General features: G+C 70.4%; 16 protein-coding genes and 3 pseudogenes. 7 read left to right on the forward strand and 12 right to left on the reverse strand.

Annotated elements, in window-relative coordinates; translation table 11 throughout:
• Positions 1–52 precede the first annotated feature (52 nt).
• The 3 genes from ACFY0T_RS38105 to ACFY0T_RS38115 all read right to left on the reverse strand — a co-directional run bounded on the left by ACFY0T_RS38105 (position 53) and on the right by ACFY0T_RS38115 (position 3125).
• A complete protein-coding gene (locus tag ACFY0T_RS38105) occupies positions 53–1693 on the reverse strand; it encodes an MFS transporter (RefSeq protein ID WP_388881616.1) in 1641 nt (546 codons plus the stop codon).
• A 116-nt stretch (positions 1694–1809) separates the two neighbouring features.
• Complete coding sequence (locus ACFY0T_RS38110) at positions 1810–2562, reverse strand: ABC transporter permease (protein ID WP_388881706.1); 753 nt, start codon at positions 2560–2562, stop codon at positions 1810–1812.
• Positions 2563–2723: 161 nt separating this feature from the next.
• Positions 2724–3125 (reverse strand): DUF2867 domain-containing protein, encoded by a 402-nt coding sequence (locus ACFY0T_RS38115; protein WP_388881619.1) that lies wholly within the window; start codon positions 3123–3125, stop codon positions 2724–2726.
• A 51-nt stretch (positions 3126–3176) separates the two neighbouring features.
• On the opposite strand from ACFY0T_RS38115, the gene ACFY0T_RS38120 reads away from it, so the two are divergent.
• From ACFY0T_RS38120 to ACFY0T_RS38135, 4 genes are all read left to right on the forward strand, one after another.
• Positions 3177–3761, forward strand: coding sequence for a TetR/AcrR family transcriptional regulator (locus ACFY0T_RS38120; protein ID WP_388881622.1), 585 nt, complete (start codon positions 3177–3179; stop codon positions 3759–3761).
• Positions 3762–4051: 290 nt separating this feature from the next.
• Positions 4052–4432 (forward strand): hypothetical protein, encoded by a 381-nt coding sequence (locus ACFY0T_RS38125; RefSeq protein ID WP_388881625.1) that lies wholly within the window; start codon positions 4052–4054, stop codon positions 4430–4432.
• Positions 4429–4896, forward strand: a complete 468-nt coding sequence (locus ACFY0T_RS38130) for a peroxiredoxin (protein ID WP_388881628.1) — start codon at positions 4429–4431, stop codon at positions 4894–4896. The genes ACFY0T_RS38125 and ACFY0T_RS38130 overlap by 4 nt, the downstream gene beginning before the upstream one ends.
• A 265-nt stretch (positions 4897–5161) precedes the next feature.
• Positions 5162–6109, forward strand: coding sequence for a TauD/TfdA dioxygenase family protein (locus tag ACFY0T_RS38135; protein WP_388881631.1), 948 nt, complete (start codon positions 5162–5164; stop codon positions 6107–6109).
• 32 nt (positions 6110–6141) lie between these two features.
• Here the strand turns inward: ACFY0T_RS38135 and ACFY0T_RS38140 are convergent, their stop codons facing one another.
• The 5 genes and pseudogenes from ACFY0T_RS38140 to ACFY0T_RS38160 form a co-directional block, all read right to left on the reverse strand.
• Positions 6142–7608 carry an FAD-binding protein gene (locus ACFY0T_RS38140; RefSeq protein ID WP_388881634.1) on the reverse strand — a complete coding sequence of 489 codons (1467 nt, stop codon included), beginning with the start codon at positions 7606–7608 and terminating at the stop codon, positions 6142–6144.
• 382 nt (positions 7609–7990) lie between these two features.
• Entirely contained in the window at positions 7991–9190 is a 1200-nt protein-coding gene (locus ACFY0T_RS38145) for an SPFH domain-containing protein (RefSeq protein WP_388881638.1), read from the reverse strand.
• 11 nt (positions 9191–9201) lie between these two features.
• Positions 9202–9453, reverse strand: coding sequence for a hypothetical protein (locus ACFY0T_RS38150; protein WP_388881641.1), 252 nt, complete (start codon positions 9451–9453; stop codon positions 9202–9204).
• 102 nt (positions 9454–9555) lie between these two features.
• The gene (locus tag ACFY0T_RS38155; RefSeq protein ID WP_388881644.1) at positions 9556–10437 is read right to left on the reverse strand and encodes a hypothetical protein; all 882 of its coding nucleotides are present in this window, start codon (positions 10435–10437) and stop codon (positions 9556–9558) included.
• Between the two features lie 140 nt (positions 10438–10577).
• Positions 10578–11492 (reverse strand): annotated as a pseudogene (locus ACFY0T_RS38160) (ROK family protein).
• A 5-nt stretch (positions 11493–11497) separates the two neighbouring features.
• Between ACFY0T_RS38160 and ACFY0T_RS38165 the strand changes: the two are divergent.
• Positions 11498–12241: pseudogene (locus ACFY0T_RS38165) on the forward strand (MlrC C-terminal domain-containing protein); the annotation flags it as partial.
• Positions 12242–12301: 60 nt separating this feature from the next.
• On the opposite strand, the gene ACFY0T_RS38170 reads toward ACFY0T_RS38165, so the two are convergent.
• Positions 12302–12538: a chaplin gene (locus ACFY0T_RS38170; RefSeq protein ID WP_388881709.1), complete on the reverse strand. Its 237-nt coding sequence runs from the start codon at positions 12536–12538 to the stop codon at positions 12302–12304.
• Between the two features lie 202 nt (positions 12539–12740).
• Here ACFY0T_RS38170 and ACFY0T_RS38175 point away from each other — a divergent pair, with 202 nt between their 5' ends.
• The gene (locus tag ACFY0T_RS38175) at positions 12741–12947 is read left to right on the forward strand and encodes a hypothetical protein (RefSeq protein WP_388881647.1); all 207 of its coding nucleotides are present in this window, start codon (positions 12741–12743) and stop codon (positions 12945–12947) included.
• Between the two features lie 74 nt (positions 12948–13021).
• Here ACFY0T_RS38175 and ACFY0T_RS38180 read toward each other — a convergent pair whose 3' ends face one another.
• Positions 13022–13672, reverse strand: coding sequence for a DUF4360 domain-containing protein (locus tag ACFY0T_RS38180; RefSeq protein WP_388881650.1), 651 nt, complete (start codon positions 13670–13672; stop codon positions 13022–13024).
• Positions 13673–13987: 315 nt separating this feature from the next.
• A complete protein-coding gene (locus ACFY0T_RS38185) occupies positions 13988–14560 on the reverse strand; it encodes a YbhB/YbcL family Raf kinase inhibitor-like protein (RefSeq protein WP_388881653.1) in 573 nt (190 codons plus the stop codon).
• A 194-nt stretch (positions 14561–14754) separates the two neighbouring features.
• On the opposite strand from ACFY0T_RS38185, the pseudogene ACFY0T_RS38190 reads away from it, so the two are divergent.
• Positions 14755–15078 (forward strand): annotated as a pseudogene (locus ACFY0T_RS38190) (SAM-dependent methyltransferase); the annotation flags it as partial.
• 675 nt (positions 15079–15753) lie between these two features.
• On the opposite strand, the gene ACFY0T_RS38195 reads toward ACFY0T_RS38190, so the two are convergent.
• Positions 15754–16272: a hypothetical protein gene (locus tag ACFY0T_RS38195; protein WP_388881656.1), complete on the reverse strand. Its 519-nt coding sequence runs from the start codon at positions 16270–16272 to the stop codon at positions 15754–15756.
• Between the last annotated feature and the right edge of the window lie 67 nt (positions 16273–16339).

Genomic DNA, 16339 nt, shown 5'->3' on the forward strand with positions numbered 1-16339 from the left:
CCCTGAGCGCCCGAGCAGCACCCGCCCTGAGCCCGGTGCGGGACGTCCGCGCTCAGCCGTCATCGGGTGGATCCTCACCCCCGTCCGACTCCCCCACCGGCGCCGCGCGAGCCGTCTCGCTCACCTCGTCCGAGGCGTCCTCTGCGGGTACGCCGGGAAGGGCGGGGCCACCCTGGAGACGCTCCCGGTCGGAGGGGCGCACCTGGATGACGGTCAGGGCGATCAGCGCGGCGAAGACGGCGAAGGCGGCGGCGACGACGAACGCACTCGATATGCCCGATGTCAGGACCTGGTCGCTCCACGGCGCCGGGAGCTTGCCGGTCCGGCGGAACTCGAGCCGCTGGGCGGGGGTCGCCTCCGCCAGGAACGCGCGGACCTGATCCGTGGCCTCGTTGCGGCTGGCCGTACCGAAGACCGTCACCAGCACGGACAGGCCGATCGATCCTCCGACCTGCTGGGTGGCGTTGAGGACGCCGGACGCCGCGCCCGCCTCGTGTGGCTCCACCCCCGACACCGCCATCAGCGTCAGCGACACGAACTGCAAGCCCATGCCGAAGCCGAAGACCAGGGTGGGGCCGAGAATGCTGCCCGGATACGTGCTGTGGACATCGGTCATCGTCAGCCAGCCGAGTCCCACGGCGGCCAGGGTCGCGCCCACCACCATGAAGGGCTTGGGGCCCCACTTGGGCAGCAGTTGCGAGGCGAATCCCGCACCGATCGCGATGATCGCGCTCACCGGCAGGAAGGCGAAACCGGCCCGCAGCGGACTGAAGCCCAGGATGTTCTGCACGAAGAGGGTCAGGAAGAAGAACATCCCGAACATCGCCGCGGCCAGGCTCAGCATCATCGCGTAGACGCCGGCGCGGTTGCGGTCGTGGAACAACCACAGCGGAGTGATGGGCTGCCTCGACCGGCGTTCGACGGTGAGGAACACGGCGAGGAACACCAGTGCCGCCGCGAAGGACGCGAGGGTCACCGTGTCGCTCCAGCCTTCCTCCGAGGCACGGATGAAGCCGTAGACGAGCAGCACCATGCCCAGAGTGGAGGTGAGCGCGCCCAGGAAGTCGAAGCGGCCCGGGTGGCGAGCGGACTCCTGGATGTGGCGGGGTGTGGCGAGCACGATCAGCAGGCCGATGGGGATGTTGACGAAGAAGATCCAGCGCCAGTCGAGCCACTCCACGAGAACGCCGCCCGCGAGCAGCCCGATCGCGCTGCCGCCGGCCGAGACGGCGGCGAACACGCCGAACGCCCTGTTGCGCTCAGGCCCTTCACGGAAGGTCGTGGTGATGAGCGAGAGGGCGGTGGGCGAGGCGATGGCACCGCCGACGCCCTGCAGCGAACGCGCCGCGAGCAACTGCCAGGACTCCTGGGAGAGTCCGCCGAGCAGAGAGGCGAACACGAAGAGCAGCACGCCGAACATGAAGACCCTGCGGCGGCCGAGGATGTCGCCGGAGCGCCCGCCGAGCAGGAGCAGACCGCCGAAGGTCAGCGTGTAGGCGTTGATCACCCATGACAGGTTCTCGGTCGAGAAGCCGAGCGAGGTCTGGATGTGTGGAAGGGCGATGTTGACGATGGTGATGTCGAGGACCACCATCAGCTGGCACGAGGCGATGACGAGGAGCGCGATACCACTGCCTCGGCCCCGCTCCGGGGACTCGGCAGACTCGGAGGATGACGCGTCAGCGGCCGTCATGGGATGGCCCTGTGCCTCAGGTCAGCGGTGAACGCGGACGCTCACTCCATCGACGTTAGACCTGCGCTCCTGGCCCCACCAATCGATCACCCCTCCCGGGCGGGGCAGTCACGGGCTCAGCGGGCCAGGCGGCCCAGCAGGGACGAGGCGGAGAGGATGCCGAGGGCCGCGGCCGGCACGAGGACCCCGTAGTCGAGGGCCAGATGGGCGGGCGTGCCGAGCAGAAGGCCGCGCAGCGCGTCCACCTGGTAGCTGAGCGGGTTGATCTTGCTGATGGTCTGGAGCCAGCCGGGCATGACGTCCACCGGATACAGGGCGTTGGAGCCGAAGAACAACGGCATCGTGATGGCCTGGCCGATGCCCATCAGTCGGTCCCGGGTGAGCACGATGCCCGCGATCGTCATAGAGAGGCAGGAGAAGAACGCCGAACCGAGGACGACGGCCACCGCGACGCCGAGGAGCCGCAGTGGATTCCAGGTCATCGCCACCCCGAGCAGCGCGGCGATGACGACGACCACGACCGCTTGGATCAGCGCCTTCACCCCGGCGGCGAAGGCCTTGCCGGTGATGAGCGCCGAGCGCGGAGTCGGTGTGACAAGGAGCTTGGTGAGGATCCCGGCGTCCCGCTCCCAGATGATCATGATGCCGTAGAAGATGGCGATGAACATCGCGGACTGGGCGATGATGCCGGGTGCGAGGTAGTCGAGGTAGGGGATGCCGCCGGTGGGTATCGCCCTGATCCGGGTGAACGTCTCGCCGAAGATCAGCAGCCAGAGCGCCGGCTGGACCGCCCGGGTGTACAGCTCGGTGCGGTCGTGGCGGAGCTTTTGCAGCTCGACCGCGCACATCGCGCCGACCCGGGCGGGCAGTACCTTCCAGCCGCTGCGGGCCCGGGGCGGGGCGACGAGCGGGTTGAGGGCGGCGCCGGTTGCCCGTCACGGTCTCAGCGCTCGGACACCCGGTGAGGTCCACCCGACGTCACCGGGGTTCCTACGGAGGAGTTGGGGCAAGCTGACGCGCTTTCAGGTATCTACGCGGCCCTCTGTGCAGCGAGAGCGAGCTTGCGGTGGGTGCGGACCATCATGGCGCGGGCCATGAGGGGGTGAAACCTTTTCACGACGCCCCAGTAGAGCCTGGAGCGCCACGCGTTCATCTTCACCGAGGTGCAGAGAGTGACGTGCTTCTCGTCGACGACGATCGAGGCCCAGGCATCGAGACCGGCCGTTCTCACGTCCATGAGCACCTCGCCGTCCTGCCGCGCCGTGACCGGGAAGGCGTCACGCAGGATGCCCGTCCAGGCCGCCGGATCGCGCGGCATTCCGGGCCGCAGCTCCATGGCGTACGCGTCCTGATAGTCGGGCCGGTCCACGGCTGTCCTGATCAGCCGGGCGCCTTCGGGAAACCCCACCGCTACGGGCCTGTCCTTGAGCATCGCGTACCTCCATACGCTGGCGTATGGAAAACCATACGGTAGCGTATGGACATGGGGCAACGGCAACAGACCAAGAGGGCCAGGCTCAGCGCCCGCGACTGGGCGGATGCCGCGCTCGCCGCCATCCGGGAAGGTGGCGGCCTCGCGGCGGTGGCGGTCGAGCCGCTCGCCGCCCGCCTCGGCGCTACCAAGGGCAGCTTCTACTGGCACTTCGGCAATCGCGAGGCGTTGATCGAGGCGGCGCTCGCCCGCTGGGTCGAGGCGAACACCGAGGAGATCATCGCGGCGGTGGAGACCGAGCCGGACCCGGAGACGCGTCTGCGCAGACTGTTCATCGAGGTCACGAAGCCGGCCACCGCCGATCCGCTCGAGACCTCGCTGCTCGCCAGCACCGACCACCCCCGCGTCGCCGCCGCGCTGCGGCAGGTCACCGAGCGCCGGATCAGCTACCTGGCCGGGCTCTTCACCGAGGTCGGCTTCGCCGAGGACGAGGCGCGGCGGCGCGGGCTGATGGCGTACAGCTTCTATCTGGGACACACCCAACTCGGCCACGCCGTGCCGTCCGCACTGCCCTCGCCCGAGGAGTTCCCCGTGTACCTGGAGGCGACGATGGACGCACTTCTCCGGCGCGAATAGCACGGTTGCACCACAGCCGCGACCCGGGCGCTGCCGCGCCGGATTCCGGTGTGAGCAGGCCCAGTCCGACGGCGTGCACTCCGGCCGGGAATCGGGACACGGCTCCCAACTCCCGCGTCAATTCGGCGACATGGCGGCGCCAGATGCGGAGCCGCGTTCACAAGAGCCCCGACCAGGCCGTACGAGGTGGTTTGCCCAGCGGCAGATGCGTTCGGGCTGTACGCCGGGATCTGCGCCGCCGCCCTTTACCGTCCAGTAATATCGCGCGACAGGCCCCCAGAGGAGGAACCGTGCCACGGTCCGAACGCTCGCCCTTGTTGCTCGCCGGCCTGTTGGCCGCCGCGGGCATCACCCACTTCGTCGCGCCACGGCAGTACGACGCGACCATCCCGCGTGCTCTGCCGGGGTCGCCGCGGACCTGGACCTATGCGAGCGGTGCCGCCGAACTGGCGCTGGCGGCGGGGGTGGCGCTGCCGCGTACCCGGCGGGTCGCCGGGCTGGCCACCGCCGCCTTCTTCGTCGGCGTGTTCCCCGCCAACATCAAGATGGCCGTGGACTGGCGCGAACGTCCGGCGCCGCTCAAGGCCGCGGCTTTCGCGCGGCTGCCGCTGCAGCTGCCGCTCGTGCTGTGGGCGCGCGGTGTCGCCCGAAGCGGGGAGGGCCGGTCATGACGTCTCGGGTCAACGTGGGCGACACCGTCGAGGACTTCGCGCTGCCGGACGAGACCGGGGCGAGCCGGAGCCTGTCCGAACTGCTCGGCGACGGGCCGGTGGTGCTGTTCTTCTATCCCGCCGCCCTCACCCCCGGCTGCACCGCCGAAGCCTGCCACTTCCGTGATCTGGCCGCCGAGTTCGCCGCCGCCGGTGGGCAGCCGGTGGGGATCAGCGGTGATCCCGTCGACCGGCAGCAGGAGTTCGCCGGGCGGCACACGCTCGGGTTCCCGCTGCTGTCCGACACCGACGGAGCCATCCGTGAGCGGTTCGGGGTGAAGCGCGGCTTCTCCCTGGCTCCCACCAAGCGGGTCACCTTCGTCATCGCTCAGGACCGCACGGTCCTGGAGGTGGTCCGCAGCGAGTTGCGGATGAGCGCGCACGCCGACCGCGCCCTGGCCGCACTGCGCGACCATCGGAGCTGACGCACGCACGACACAGCGGAGCGCCCACGTGAACGGGCCCGCCCCTTCGCGGATGGTGGGCGGGTCCCGTTCACTGCGCTTCATTTTCGACACCTCTTCCGGGCTCCGGCAGGGCGTGCGACCGGGCAGGTCCGCGACGCGGGGCACACCCCGTGTGTACGCCGCGCCTCCCGTGCGTCGGCCACCGCGGTGCGCTCTGTCGTGAGGCGGGCCCAACGGTCATGCTGGACCCCGACGAGCCGACAGCACGATCAACGGAGCCCAGATGACAGACCAGGTCACCCGTCTCGAAGTGAAGCCGGTCGCCGGCCACATCGGCGCCGAGATCACCGGAGTCGACCTGGCCGAGGAGTTGGCGGACGAGGTCGTCGCCGCGATCCGGGCGGCGGTGTTGCGCTGGAAGGTGGTGTTCTTCCGGGGCCAGCGGCTGGACCACTCCTCGCATGTCGCGTTCGCCCGGCGGTTCGGCGAACCGGTCCGCCTGCGGTCACGCGGCAGTGCGTCGCCCCGGGACTTCCCCGAGGTCGAGACGACCGCCGACCGGCTGGAACTCGGCGGCCGTTACGGCATGGACCACGAGGAGTGGCTGCGACGGCGCCGCCATTCGCTGCTGCGGGGCTGGCACTGCGACCACGGCGCCCGGGTCGATCCGCCGGCCGCGACCATCCTGCGCGCCGAGACCGTGCCCCCGTACGGCGGTGACACCACCTGGTCGAACCTGGCCGTGGCCTATGCGGGGTTGTCGGAGCCCGTGCGCGACTTCGTGGACGGCCTGCGCGCCGAGCACCGGCTGGGGGTCGGGTATCAGGCGCGGCCCGGCGACGACGCGTACGTACGCCATCTGCTGGACCATCAGATCGCCTCCGACCACCCGCTGGTGCGGGTGCACCCGGAGACGGGCGAGCGGGTGCTGTTCGTCAACGGCTACTACGTCGAGCAGATCCTCGGGGTGTCCCGCGCGGAGAGCCGGGCGCTCCTGGAGATGCTGCTGGAACAGGCGACCCGGCCCGAGTACACGGTGCGGTTCCGGTGGGAGCCGGGCAGCGTGGCCTTTTGGGACAACCGGGCCACGATCCATCTGGCGCCCAGTGACACGGCGCATGTCGACCACCCCCGGGTCATGCACCGTGTGATGCTCGCCGGCGACGTCCCCGTCGGGGTGGACGGCAAGCCGTCGGTACCGATCGTGGGCAGCGAACCGCAGCGCCGGTGAGCCACTGGCCGCCGCCGAGAGGCTGTGTGCCGTCAGAAGATGCCCTGTCCCGGTACGAGAATTCCATGCGCGTCGTAGGTGTGCCGGGCAGCGGCCAGTTCGGGCCAGGCGGAGCCGAAGTGCTCGCGCCAGTCCGCCGGGCCGAAGGGGACGGAGCCGACCGGGTAGTGGGTGCCGCCGGCCGCATGGACCGTGTCGTAGGCGGTGCGGTTGGCGGCGAGGAGACGGTCGATGGTCGCGGTGTCCTCGGGCGGGGTCGTGCGCAGGACGGCGAGCAGGTACGGCACGGGGTCGTCGGGCATGCGCAGCAGCGGTGTGTGCAGTCGCTCGCGCAGCAGCGGGTAGAGCAGGACGACGCCCGGGCCGAGGTCGGCGGAGGTGAGGTCGTCCAGCACGGCTCCGGCGAGCGCGACGGCCGAGCGTCCGGGCAGCAGCAGATTGAGCCAGGGGTGGGCGTACGACCAGAGGCCCGCTTCCTTCAGGGCCTCGACGCCGGGGGCGAGCCGGTCGAGGAAGTCGTAGTACGCGAGGTCGGACGTCTGTGCGCCGGACGGGTTGTGACGCAGTCCGCGCAGCAGTGCGCCGTCGTCGGGGGTGGGACCGACGGGAGGGCCGTAGGCGACGGCTTCGAGGAGGTAGCTGCGGAAGACTCCGTCGGCGTCGGTGGTGACCTGGCCCTCGACATAGGCGAAACGGCCTTCCCGTACGAGCACTCGCTGGTCGTCGAGGAAGGTGCGCAGGTCGTCGTACGGGAGGAGGTAGTGGCGCACGGTCTGGGGCGCGGGCACCAGACGCAGGGTGGCGCCGACGACGACCGCGCACTGGCCGAGTCCGGCGAGCACGGCGCAAAACAGGTCATGGTGCCGGGTCGGGGAGCAGCGGACGAACTCGCCCGCACCAGTGACGACTTGCAGTTCGGTGACGTTGTCGACCTGGGCGCCCTGGCGGTGGGTCTGGCCGCCGAGACCGCCGACCGACAGGGTGCCGCCGACGGAGAGTTCGAGGTAGTCGGTGAGGGTGGGCGGGGTGAGGCCGTGGGCGAGGGTGGCCTTGGCCACGTCGCTCCACTTGGCGCCCGCCCCGACCGTGACCGTCGAACTCCGTGCTCCGACCGCACCGATGGCCGCGAGTGGTGCGGTCTCTATGACCAGGCCGCCGTCGACCTGCGCCTGGCCTTGAGTGGCGTGGCCCTGGCCACGTGGGGCGACGGACAATCCGTGTGCGTTGCAGAAGCGGATCATCGCGACGACGTCCCTGACGGATCCCGGTCGCAGGACCGCGGCCGGACGCCGATGGACGATGTGCCCGAAGTCGTCGGCGGCGGCGCCCAGCGATGCCTCATCCGTGTGCACGGTCCCGTCCAGCGGCGGGAGTTCGGCCAGTGGCCGATCGGACGCGGTGACCGCCCAACCGCGGGTGAAGGGGTCGAACCCGATCACCGCGGCGCCGGTGGCCGCGAGGCCGTGCAGTGCGGTGCGTCGCGAGGGTGTCCGGGGCATGCGCTCCTCCTGGGGCGGGCCGGATGAAGCGATCAACTGCCGCTGATTCTAGGGTGGTTGGGTCCTGAGGGGAGCGGCACCACAGCGGTTTGGAACCGACGGCCGTGTTCCGCCGCTGCCGTGTGACGGCCGCCGTCCGGGCGGGACGGCGGCCGGATTCACGCCGCCGCGGCGCGGGTCACTCGTCGATGGCGGCGCCGAAGGGGGCCCGCCGCCCGCGATGTCCGGCGCTCCGGCGCCGTAGAGCCATGAACCGTCCGCGACGAGTCCCTTGGTGCTCGCGGGCAGCTGCCGGACGACCCTGTCCTCGGTGTCCTCGCCCGGCACGGCGCGGGCGAGGACAGTCGTTGCCCGCGGGCGAGGACAGCCGCCTCCGCGCAGCTCACCTCGACAAGGACGGCCCCTCCTCCGGCTTGTCCTCGTCGGTGTCCTTCTCCTGCGTCGGCAGGTAACCCTGCAGCTCCAGCGGGCCGCCGGCCTTCTCGGAGCGGCCTTCGGAGTTCTGGCCGTTCAGGTTCTGCCGGACCGAGTCCAGGATCGTCAGGCCCTGGGCGACCAGGCCTGCCGCGATCTCGCCGAGGCCGTCCGCGCCGTTCAGCACGTTGACGTTGGCTCCGGCGAGGCCGCCCGCCGCTTCCTTCACGATCAGCGGAAGCTGGTCGATCAGCATCCGGTCGAGTGCGACACGGTCGTACGACGCCGCGGCCTCGGCCTGGATCTTCATGCGTTCCGCCTCGGCGATGGCGAGCACCTTGATCCGCTCGGCCTCCGCCTCGGCGGGCTTCACGATCTCGGCCACCAGCTGCTGCTGGCGCAACTTGGCCTGGCGCTGGGCCAGTTCGGTCTGGGCGGCGAGCACCTCCTGCTGGGCGTGGGCCTGTGCCAGCGGCCCGGCCTGGGCGGCCTGCGCCTGGGCGCGGTCCACCTCGGCCGAGTACTCCGCCTTTACGATCGCGGTCTGCCGGGCGTACTCGGCCTGATTGCGTGCCGCCACCTGCTCCGCCTCGACCGAGGCCTGGGTGGCCTGCGCCTGGGCGATCTGGGCCTGACGCTGGATGGCCGCCTTGTGCGGTGCGGACATGGCGTCGATGTAGCCGGTGTCGCCGTCGTCGATCGACTGGATCTGCAGCGAGTCGACGATCAGGCCGATCTTGGCCATCTCGGTCTTCGAGGTGTCGAGGACCTCGGCGGCCAGTTTCTGCCGTTCGGTGACGATCTCCTCGACGGTCATCGAGCCGATGATGGCGCGCAGATGGCCGGCGAAGATTCGGCCGGTCAGCACCGACATCTGGTCCTGGTCGGAGAGGAACCGCTGGCCCGCGTTGATGATGCTCTCGGTGTCGTTGCCGACCTTGAACGCGATGACGGCGCGGACGTGCAGCGAGATGCCCTGCTTGGTGACACAGGTCTCGGTGACTTCGGACTCGCACATCGACAGGGTGAGGAAGCGGGTCTTGCGGAAGATGGGGAGCACGAACTTGCCGTGCCCCGTCACCACCCGGAACGGGGCGCCCCCCAGTCCCCGCCTGCCACCCGAGATCAGCATCGCCTCGTCGGGGGCGGGTACGCGGTAACCGAACATCCTTGTCCTCCTCAGCCTGCGTCGGCGGGATCGCCGCCCAACGCCTCCAGCGGATCGGCCCACTTGATGACGTCGACCTCACGACATCCGCGGGACTCGATCACCAGCACGGCGGCCCCCATCGGCAGGGGCTCCGTAGACCAGGCGAGGAAGGTCTCGGAGCCGCCTCTGATCCGCACCAGGATCTCGCCGGGACCGGCGGATCCACGCGTTCCGATGAGCAGTTCCCCCGTGCAGCCGATCACGGCCTCGTCCTCCACCACAGTCGGCCGCCCCCCATCACTCTGGTTCTGCTTCCGACCTTAGACCTACCCGCGTCGAGCGCCTACGCCCGGTCGATCCTCGAGTCGCGCCGAGGTGTGCGCTCAACTCCTCGTGAACCGATAGGTCTTGCTGTCGGTGAGGACACAGAAGCCCGGCGACACGACGATCACGCGCAGGGTGCCGGTGCGCCGGTCGTAGTCGATGCCCTCCGCCTCGAAGGTGCCCGAGCAGGAGCTGCGCAGCGGGAGTTGGCGCAGGGCGGTGACATGGCCGGTCACGTCCGCGGTACCGTTCGGCTCGCCGGACAGGTCGATCTGCAGCAGCGGCTTGGTGATGCCGAAGAGGGTGCCCGCCGGATCGTCGGACGAGCACAGCAGCCGGGTCGCGGTGACGAAGTCGCAGCCCTGTACGTCGCGTACGGCGTGGTCGAGGTTGATGGTGGACGCCTGCGGGAGGTTCGCCGAGGGCGACGTGCCGGGGTTCACTCCGGGGGTCGGGAAGACGAGCAGCCGGCTCATCGTGCCGTACTCGCCGGACACCATCCACGTGCCGCTCGGTGCGATGGTGACGAACGAGTTGTTCAGCGCCTCCCCCGCGCTGAGCGCGTGGACGTACTCCGACCAGCCGCCGCCGGGGGCCTGCACCCGGAACATCTTCGAGCTGCCGGAGTCGCTCTGGTACGGCTCGATGTAGTAGCCGTCGTAGGAGGCGTCCGGGTCACCGACGTGGTTCCAGCCGCGGCTGCTGACGCTGGAGGGGATCGTGCCGATGCCCGTATAGCGGTTGGCACTTCCGGCGGGGACCTCGACCGAGGTCAGGCCCTGGCTCTCGGTCAGCGGGTCGGCGCGGTCCGAGCCCACCTCGTTCCAGGTGTCGGCGGCCGTGGCGGGCGATGTGGTGGCGACGGACAGGACGGCGGCCATGGCGAGCGTGACGAGACCGGACAGAACCGCGTGACAACGTTGCCGTGCGGGCATGCGCATGGGGTCTGCTCCTCGGTGGGGGTGTCTGTTTCGGCGCACAGTCTGGCCCGTCACAGTGGTCATGTACAGACCAATGAATGGACGTCAGTCGTCAACTCCCCGTCCAGAAGGCGACGTTGGAGGGCAGGACAGACGGCCCGCTACACCGGTGTCACCGCGCCGAGTTCCGTCCGCGCACGCGACGCGGCGCCGAGCGCGACACCGCGGCTGCCAACACTGGCCCGTACGACCCGGATCGGCTGCCCGCTGACGGGCGGCTCGGCGGCGAGTGCGGCCAGGATCGGCGGTTCGAGGAGCTGCCACGCCCCGCTGACACCGCCGCCGATGACGAAGGTCGTGAGGCCCGCCAGGCCCGCCGTGATCAGGATCCCGCGGGCCACCCCCGCGCCCACCACCTCGAACACGGCGAGCGCCGCGGCATCCCCCTCGGCCGCCGCTTCGGCGACACCTGTGCGGTGAGGCTCCGTCCCGTCCGCTCGCCGTACCGCGTCGTGATGGAGCAGCCCGAGGCGAGCGTCGCCAGATGGCCGCGGCCGCCGCAGGTGCACGGGAGGTCGCCGAAGCCCCAGCATGTGCCCGGTCTCGCCCGCGGCGCCGTGCGGGCCGTCGAGGAGCGCGCCGTTCATCCACAGCGCGCCGCCGGCTCCGGTGCCGAGCGTCATTCCGAGGACATGCCGTTCGCCCGCGACGGCGCCCTTCGCCACCTCTCCGCGAAGGAACGCGTTGACGTCGTTGTCGAGGAAGGCCGATGCGCCGAGCGCTTGCTCGATCGTCGCCGTCACCGGGAATCCGGCCCAGGCCGTGAAGGAGTCGCTCGCCACGAGGGTGTGCTCGGTACGGGTGTCGACGACGCCCGCCGCGCCGACGCCGACCCCGAGCAGGCGTGAGGGGACGCGGTCCTGGAGCAGAGCGAGCGCGTCGAGTGCGGCACGGATCATCGCCCGCCCACCCCGGGCGGCCGGCGTGGGCACCTCGACACTGTCGACCACGGTGAGGTCCGCCGTGCAGAGCACGACCTGGGTGGTCGTGCCGCCGATGTCGACACCGGCGTACACCTCGGGTGTCGGGCGGCCGGGAACGGCTGGCCCGCGGGTTCTGAGAGGCGCGGCGCGCGTTCGCCTTCGTCGCGCCGACCGGATCACTGGACGCGTGCCTCGACGAGTCGGTCGCCTCCTCCCCCGACGCGCGGCCCTACTTCATCAGCGACACCGGCGAGAACCCGACCGCGGGCGGCGCCGGGGAGGTCACCTGGGAGCTCGAACGCGGCCTGGCCCGGCCGGAGTTCAAGGACGCGTCCGGCCCGACGGTCATCTACGCCTCGCTGCCGGGCCCGGACGCCGTCGAGGCCGCGGAGAAGGCGGGTGTCGGCGCGACCGTCACGGTCACGGCCGGTGCCTAGGTGGACGACCGGCATGCGGGGCCGCTCACGATGACGGGGGTGGTGCACGCGGTGCGGCACGGCGACCGGGACGCCGGGACCGAGGTCGTGCTGCGAGTGGGGAGCGTGTACGTGATCATCACCGGGCTCCGCAAGCCGTACCACCACGAGCACTGCCTCACCGACCTGGCGCTCGACCCGAGCGGCGCGGACATCGTGCTCGTCAAGATCGGCTATCTGGAACCGGAACTGTTCGACATGTCCGCCGGCTGGAAGCTCGCGCTCACTCCGGACGGCGTCGACCAGGATCTCGTCCGGCTGGGACAGGGCCGTATCCGCCGTCCCATGGTCCCGTTCGACCCGGAGATGGCCGAACCGAACCTCACGGCCCGGATCATCCCGCCCTCGAACAAACCGCTCACCGGCGCCGCCCGGAGGTCCCGGCCGTGCGCCGGGCAGGAGGCCCTGCCCGGCGCCACGGCGCGATCAGCTGTTCATGCAGACATTGCCCATCGCCGGGTTCAGCAGACTCAACACGTTGAGAGAGTTGCCGCAGAGGTTGAGGCCGAGGTCGACGGGGATCTGGATGACGTTGCCGGACAGGACTCCGGGACTGTCCATGGCGGCACCGACGGGGTTGGGGTCGGCAGCGGCGGAAGTCCCGGCGGTGGCCAGCAGGGCCACGCTCGCCAGCCCGGCAGCGGCGATCAGACGAATACGCATGGAAAGCTCCGTTCAGTCGCGGGGGTGCGAGTTCCTCCACCATCACCTCAGCGGGCGCCGACCGACATCGTTGTACGCCCGAACGGGGCCCCTCGCGCCGAGGGGCCCGTCCTGAGCTGCGCCTGCGCACGGGACGCGTCGCGCGCGAGGTGCACGGAATGCCCGTAGCGTGAGAACAGGTCAGGTGGAAGAGGGAGAGATCATGTCAACCAGCCAACCCGATTCGCCCGCGCCGTCCGACGACAAGGCGACCCCCGACGCGCTCCTGCACACCGGCGCCGGCGGCGACGTGACCGCCGAGGACCTGGTGCTCGCCGCGGGCCGCGACATCACCCCGAAGAACCTCGCCTGGGCCGAGCGCAAGCTGCAGAAGGAAGGACCCGCGGCCATGGACAAGCTGCTCCCGTAGCTTGGCCGGCGCCTTGACCGGCTCCGATGCGGCGGAGCCGGTCAAGGACCTGCGGTGCGGGTCGGGACAGCGGGTCAGGAGGCGGGGCACTCCTTCCAGGCCAGGTGGTAGATCGTGCTGATGTCACCGTCCGTCGAGTCCATGGTCATGAAGCTGGTGCTGCCGGGAGCGGAGGTTCCCGCGTTGACGCGGAGCTCCGTGTTGATGTTGAAGTTCCGCTGAACACCGCAGGGTGCCCACACCAGTTGGGCCCAGTCGGTGGTGTCCGTGGCCTGCCAGTTGTCGTTGTACGGACCGCTGAAGGGGTGGGTGATGGCGGCCGTGTTCGAGGAGCCCTGGAAGTAGTACGAGGCCTTCTCGGTGCTGCTCGCACCCCTCTGGAGTGCGGCGAAGCCGCGGTAGTCCGCGCTGGCGATGGCGTACGTGAAGCCCTGTGGGACGTGGACGATCAGGTTGAGCTGACAGTTCTTGCGGAACGCGGTGGGGTCGGAGTTGCCTCCGACCTGGGCGAGGTATTCGCTGTAGGTCACCGTGAAGGCCGTGTTGTCCGGGGAGACGGCGACGGCGGCGGTCCCCTGGGGACAGCCGGAGCCGTTCACCGTGGCGACCTTGATGACGATCTTGTCCGGGGGCGGGTCGACGAACCCGGAGGACGGGTCCTGCGTCGGGAGCGCTGAGGCGAACAGGGCGGCGATAGCGCCACCCAGAAGCAGCCCACCAGCCATGGTGCTCCAATCCGTTGCGTTGGTGTTCCGGCGGCAGCACGGTCGTGTGCCGCCGTGAAATGGGGGGTGCGGCGCCCCGCGCGTACGCGGGGAGCCGTCGCAGACCAGTGCGTTGGATCAAGCGTGGCTCGCCAGAACATGCGCATGACAAAGCGCAGCGCATCTCACCCCCGGTTGTGAAGGAGCCGTGAAGACCGGGAGTGACCGCATCGTATGTACGCGTGTCCCGGGCGGCCAGGGCCATCTCCGGCCATTCGACGCCCGTCGTTCGACGACGGCCGTTCGACGCGGGTCGTTGCGGGCATGCGAGCCCGGTCACCGACCGTAGAGGCCGACCAGCGTGCCGTATGCAGCGGTGTGTCCGGCGAGCGCGCGCCTGACGTCGTCGGCCGAGGCGTCCTTGGAGAGGGTCGGTTTCGCGTCAGCGGCGAACACCGAGAAGACGTAGCGGTGCGGCTTGCCCTTGGGTGGGCAGGGCCCGCCGTAGCCGCTCTTCCCGAAGCCGTTGCGCCCCTGCTCGGCTCCGCTCGGCACGGCTCCCGTGCCGAGCCCCGTCTCGTGGGGATCGATTCCCCACACGACCCAGTGCACGAAGGTGCCCCGCGGGGCGTCCGGGTCCTCGACCAGGACGACCAGCTCGGCGGCGTCGTCCGGCACACCGGAGAATTCCAGCGACGGCGAGACGTTCTCACCGTCGCAGGTGTAGCGGCGCGGGATGGTCCCGCTGTCCGCGAAGGCCGGACTCGTCACCGTGATCTTCTTCGACGCGTGGGGCGTCGGTACCCCGGACGCGGCAGCGGCGCCGCCGTCGCCCCCGCATCCGGCGGCGAGCCCCAGCATGGCCGCCGCCGCGATGGCTCCGGCCTTCCGGCGGCTCTTACGGCTCATGTACGCCACGTTAGCGCCGGGGGGACGGAGGGGGCGCGGCGACGGACGGCGTTGCGGTGCGGGCGGCACCTCCTGCCCGGCCCGGCGTGCGGCGCGTGGCGCGGGACGTCCGGCGTGGCGCGTGGCCAAAAGTCGTGCATCGGTGCGGAGTTGAGGTGGCAGAGCCGGGCAGGGGCCGGGCCGGTTCGTCCAGGCCCGGCCTGGTGGCCGTGGCGCGCGCCAGTCGTCACTTCCTGGGCCGTGCGGTCCGGTATCCGGCGGTGGACCGGGGCATCCGCCAGTTCCTGGACGTCGGTACGGGTCTGCCGACCGCCGACACCACCCATGAGGTGGCGCAGCGCCTGGCACCGGACGCCCGGATCGCGTACGCCGACAACGACCTCATGGTGCTCGCTCACGCCGGTGCCCTGCTGACCAGTACGCCCGAGGACGAGACGGCGTATCTCTACGTCGCCGTCGACGCCCACGGCGGCGTGGCCGCAAGGTGTAGTGATCCGGCCCTACGGGGACGGGCGGGAAAGAGGGCAGCGGGCCGAGAAGCGGGGTGGCTGGAGGAGACCCATGATGACCGCGCGAATCACCCGCCCCCTCATCACGCCCTCCCTGCCCCTGCGACACTGAGCCCCATGGATCCACGACACCTGAGACTCGGTCGCCGTCGCATATGGATGGGCAGCGCGGCCTGCTTCCTGGTGCTCGGGCCGATCGGCGGGTTCCTGGGCGGCTGGATTCCTGTCGTTCTGCTGGCCGTTGCCCTCGTCGTGGCCACGTGGGTCTCCCACTGGAGAGCCCCTTCGTGGCTCGCGCCCGCCATCGCGAAGGGACAGCGGGAGAGCCGCCGGGACGTGGCCACCTTCTGCGTGGTCATCGCCGTCAGCGGCTATGCCCAGCCCTCGACACTGTCTTCCGCCCCTCGGGACCTGGCGGCCCTGCGCCTCGAGGCATACCGCGCCGCGGCCGACGACGATCTGTCCGAGAAGCTCCGCCACCTGGCGGCCGACGCCCTGGCCGCCGCCGACCACGCCTACGCCGAGGACACCCCGGTGGCCTGGCGAGCGGCCCGCGCCGGCGCGGAGCGCCTGGCACACGCCGCCCAGGAGGGAAATCCGTACGTGCGCCAACTCCTCATCCAGTGGGTGGAGCAGAACCCCGCCGGGGAGCGCTAGGGGGCTTCTGATCGATCTCCGCGGCGTTCACGACTCCGCTTCCCGCCTCAGGAAGTTGCTCACCTGGCAGGCGAGGCTGTCCCTGGCCGAGTCGGGCCGTGTGGTCGCGTCGGGGGAGGTCTCGTACAGGTCGATGCCGCCCGCCCAGAGGTAGCGCTCGGTCCACTCGTCGTCGACCTTCAGCTGGATCTGGATGTCCACGCGGTGCAGGAAGGCGTCCGAGCCTGCGGCATAGAGGACCGCTGTGGCCCGGCGCAGGGGGTAGACGTCGTAGCCCTCGATGAACTGTGAGTTCCGCCAGTCGAGGAACGCGCTCTCACCGTCGGCGCCGATGCGGATATCGATCTGGCCGTCTTCGAGATGGATGCCGAAATGCTCCGTCGTACGGTTTTCCACGGTCACCCGAAATCGGAAGTAGGTGAGTCCATCGGCGGCGTCGTCCCGGCCTCGCGGCGGCTCCGCCTTTTCCACTCCGTGGACGCGGACACGCAGGCCGGCATGCTCGTCGTACTCCTGCCAGTCCCCGACCACGTTCGGCTCGCGCACGGTCCACCTCTCCACCTCAGAGAGCTGTTTCCTATCTGTGCTCTCAATGAAGTGTCAAATGCACGGA

The sequence above is a fragment of the Streptomyces sp. NPDC001530 genome (assembly GCF_042894545.1).
Taxonomy (GTDB): domain Bacteria; phylum Actinomycetota; class Actinomycetes; order Streptomycetales; family Streptomycetaceae; genus Streptomyces.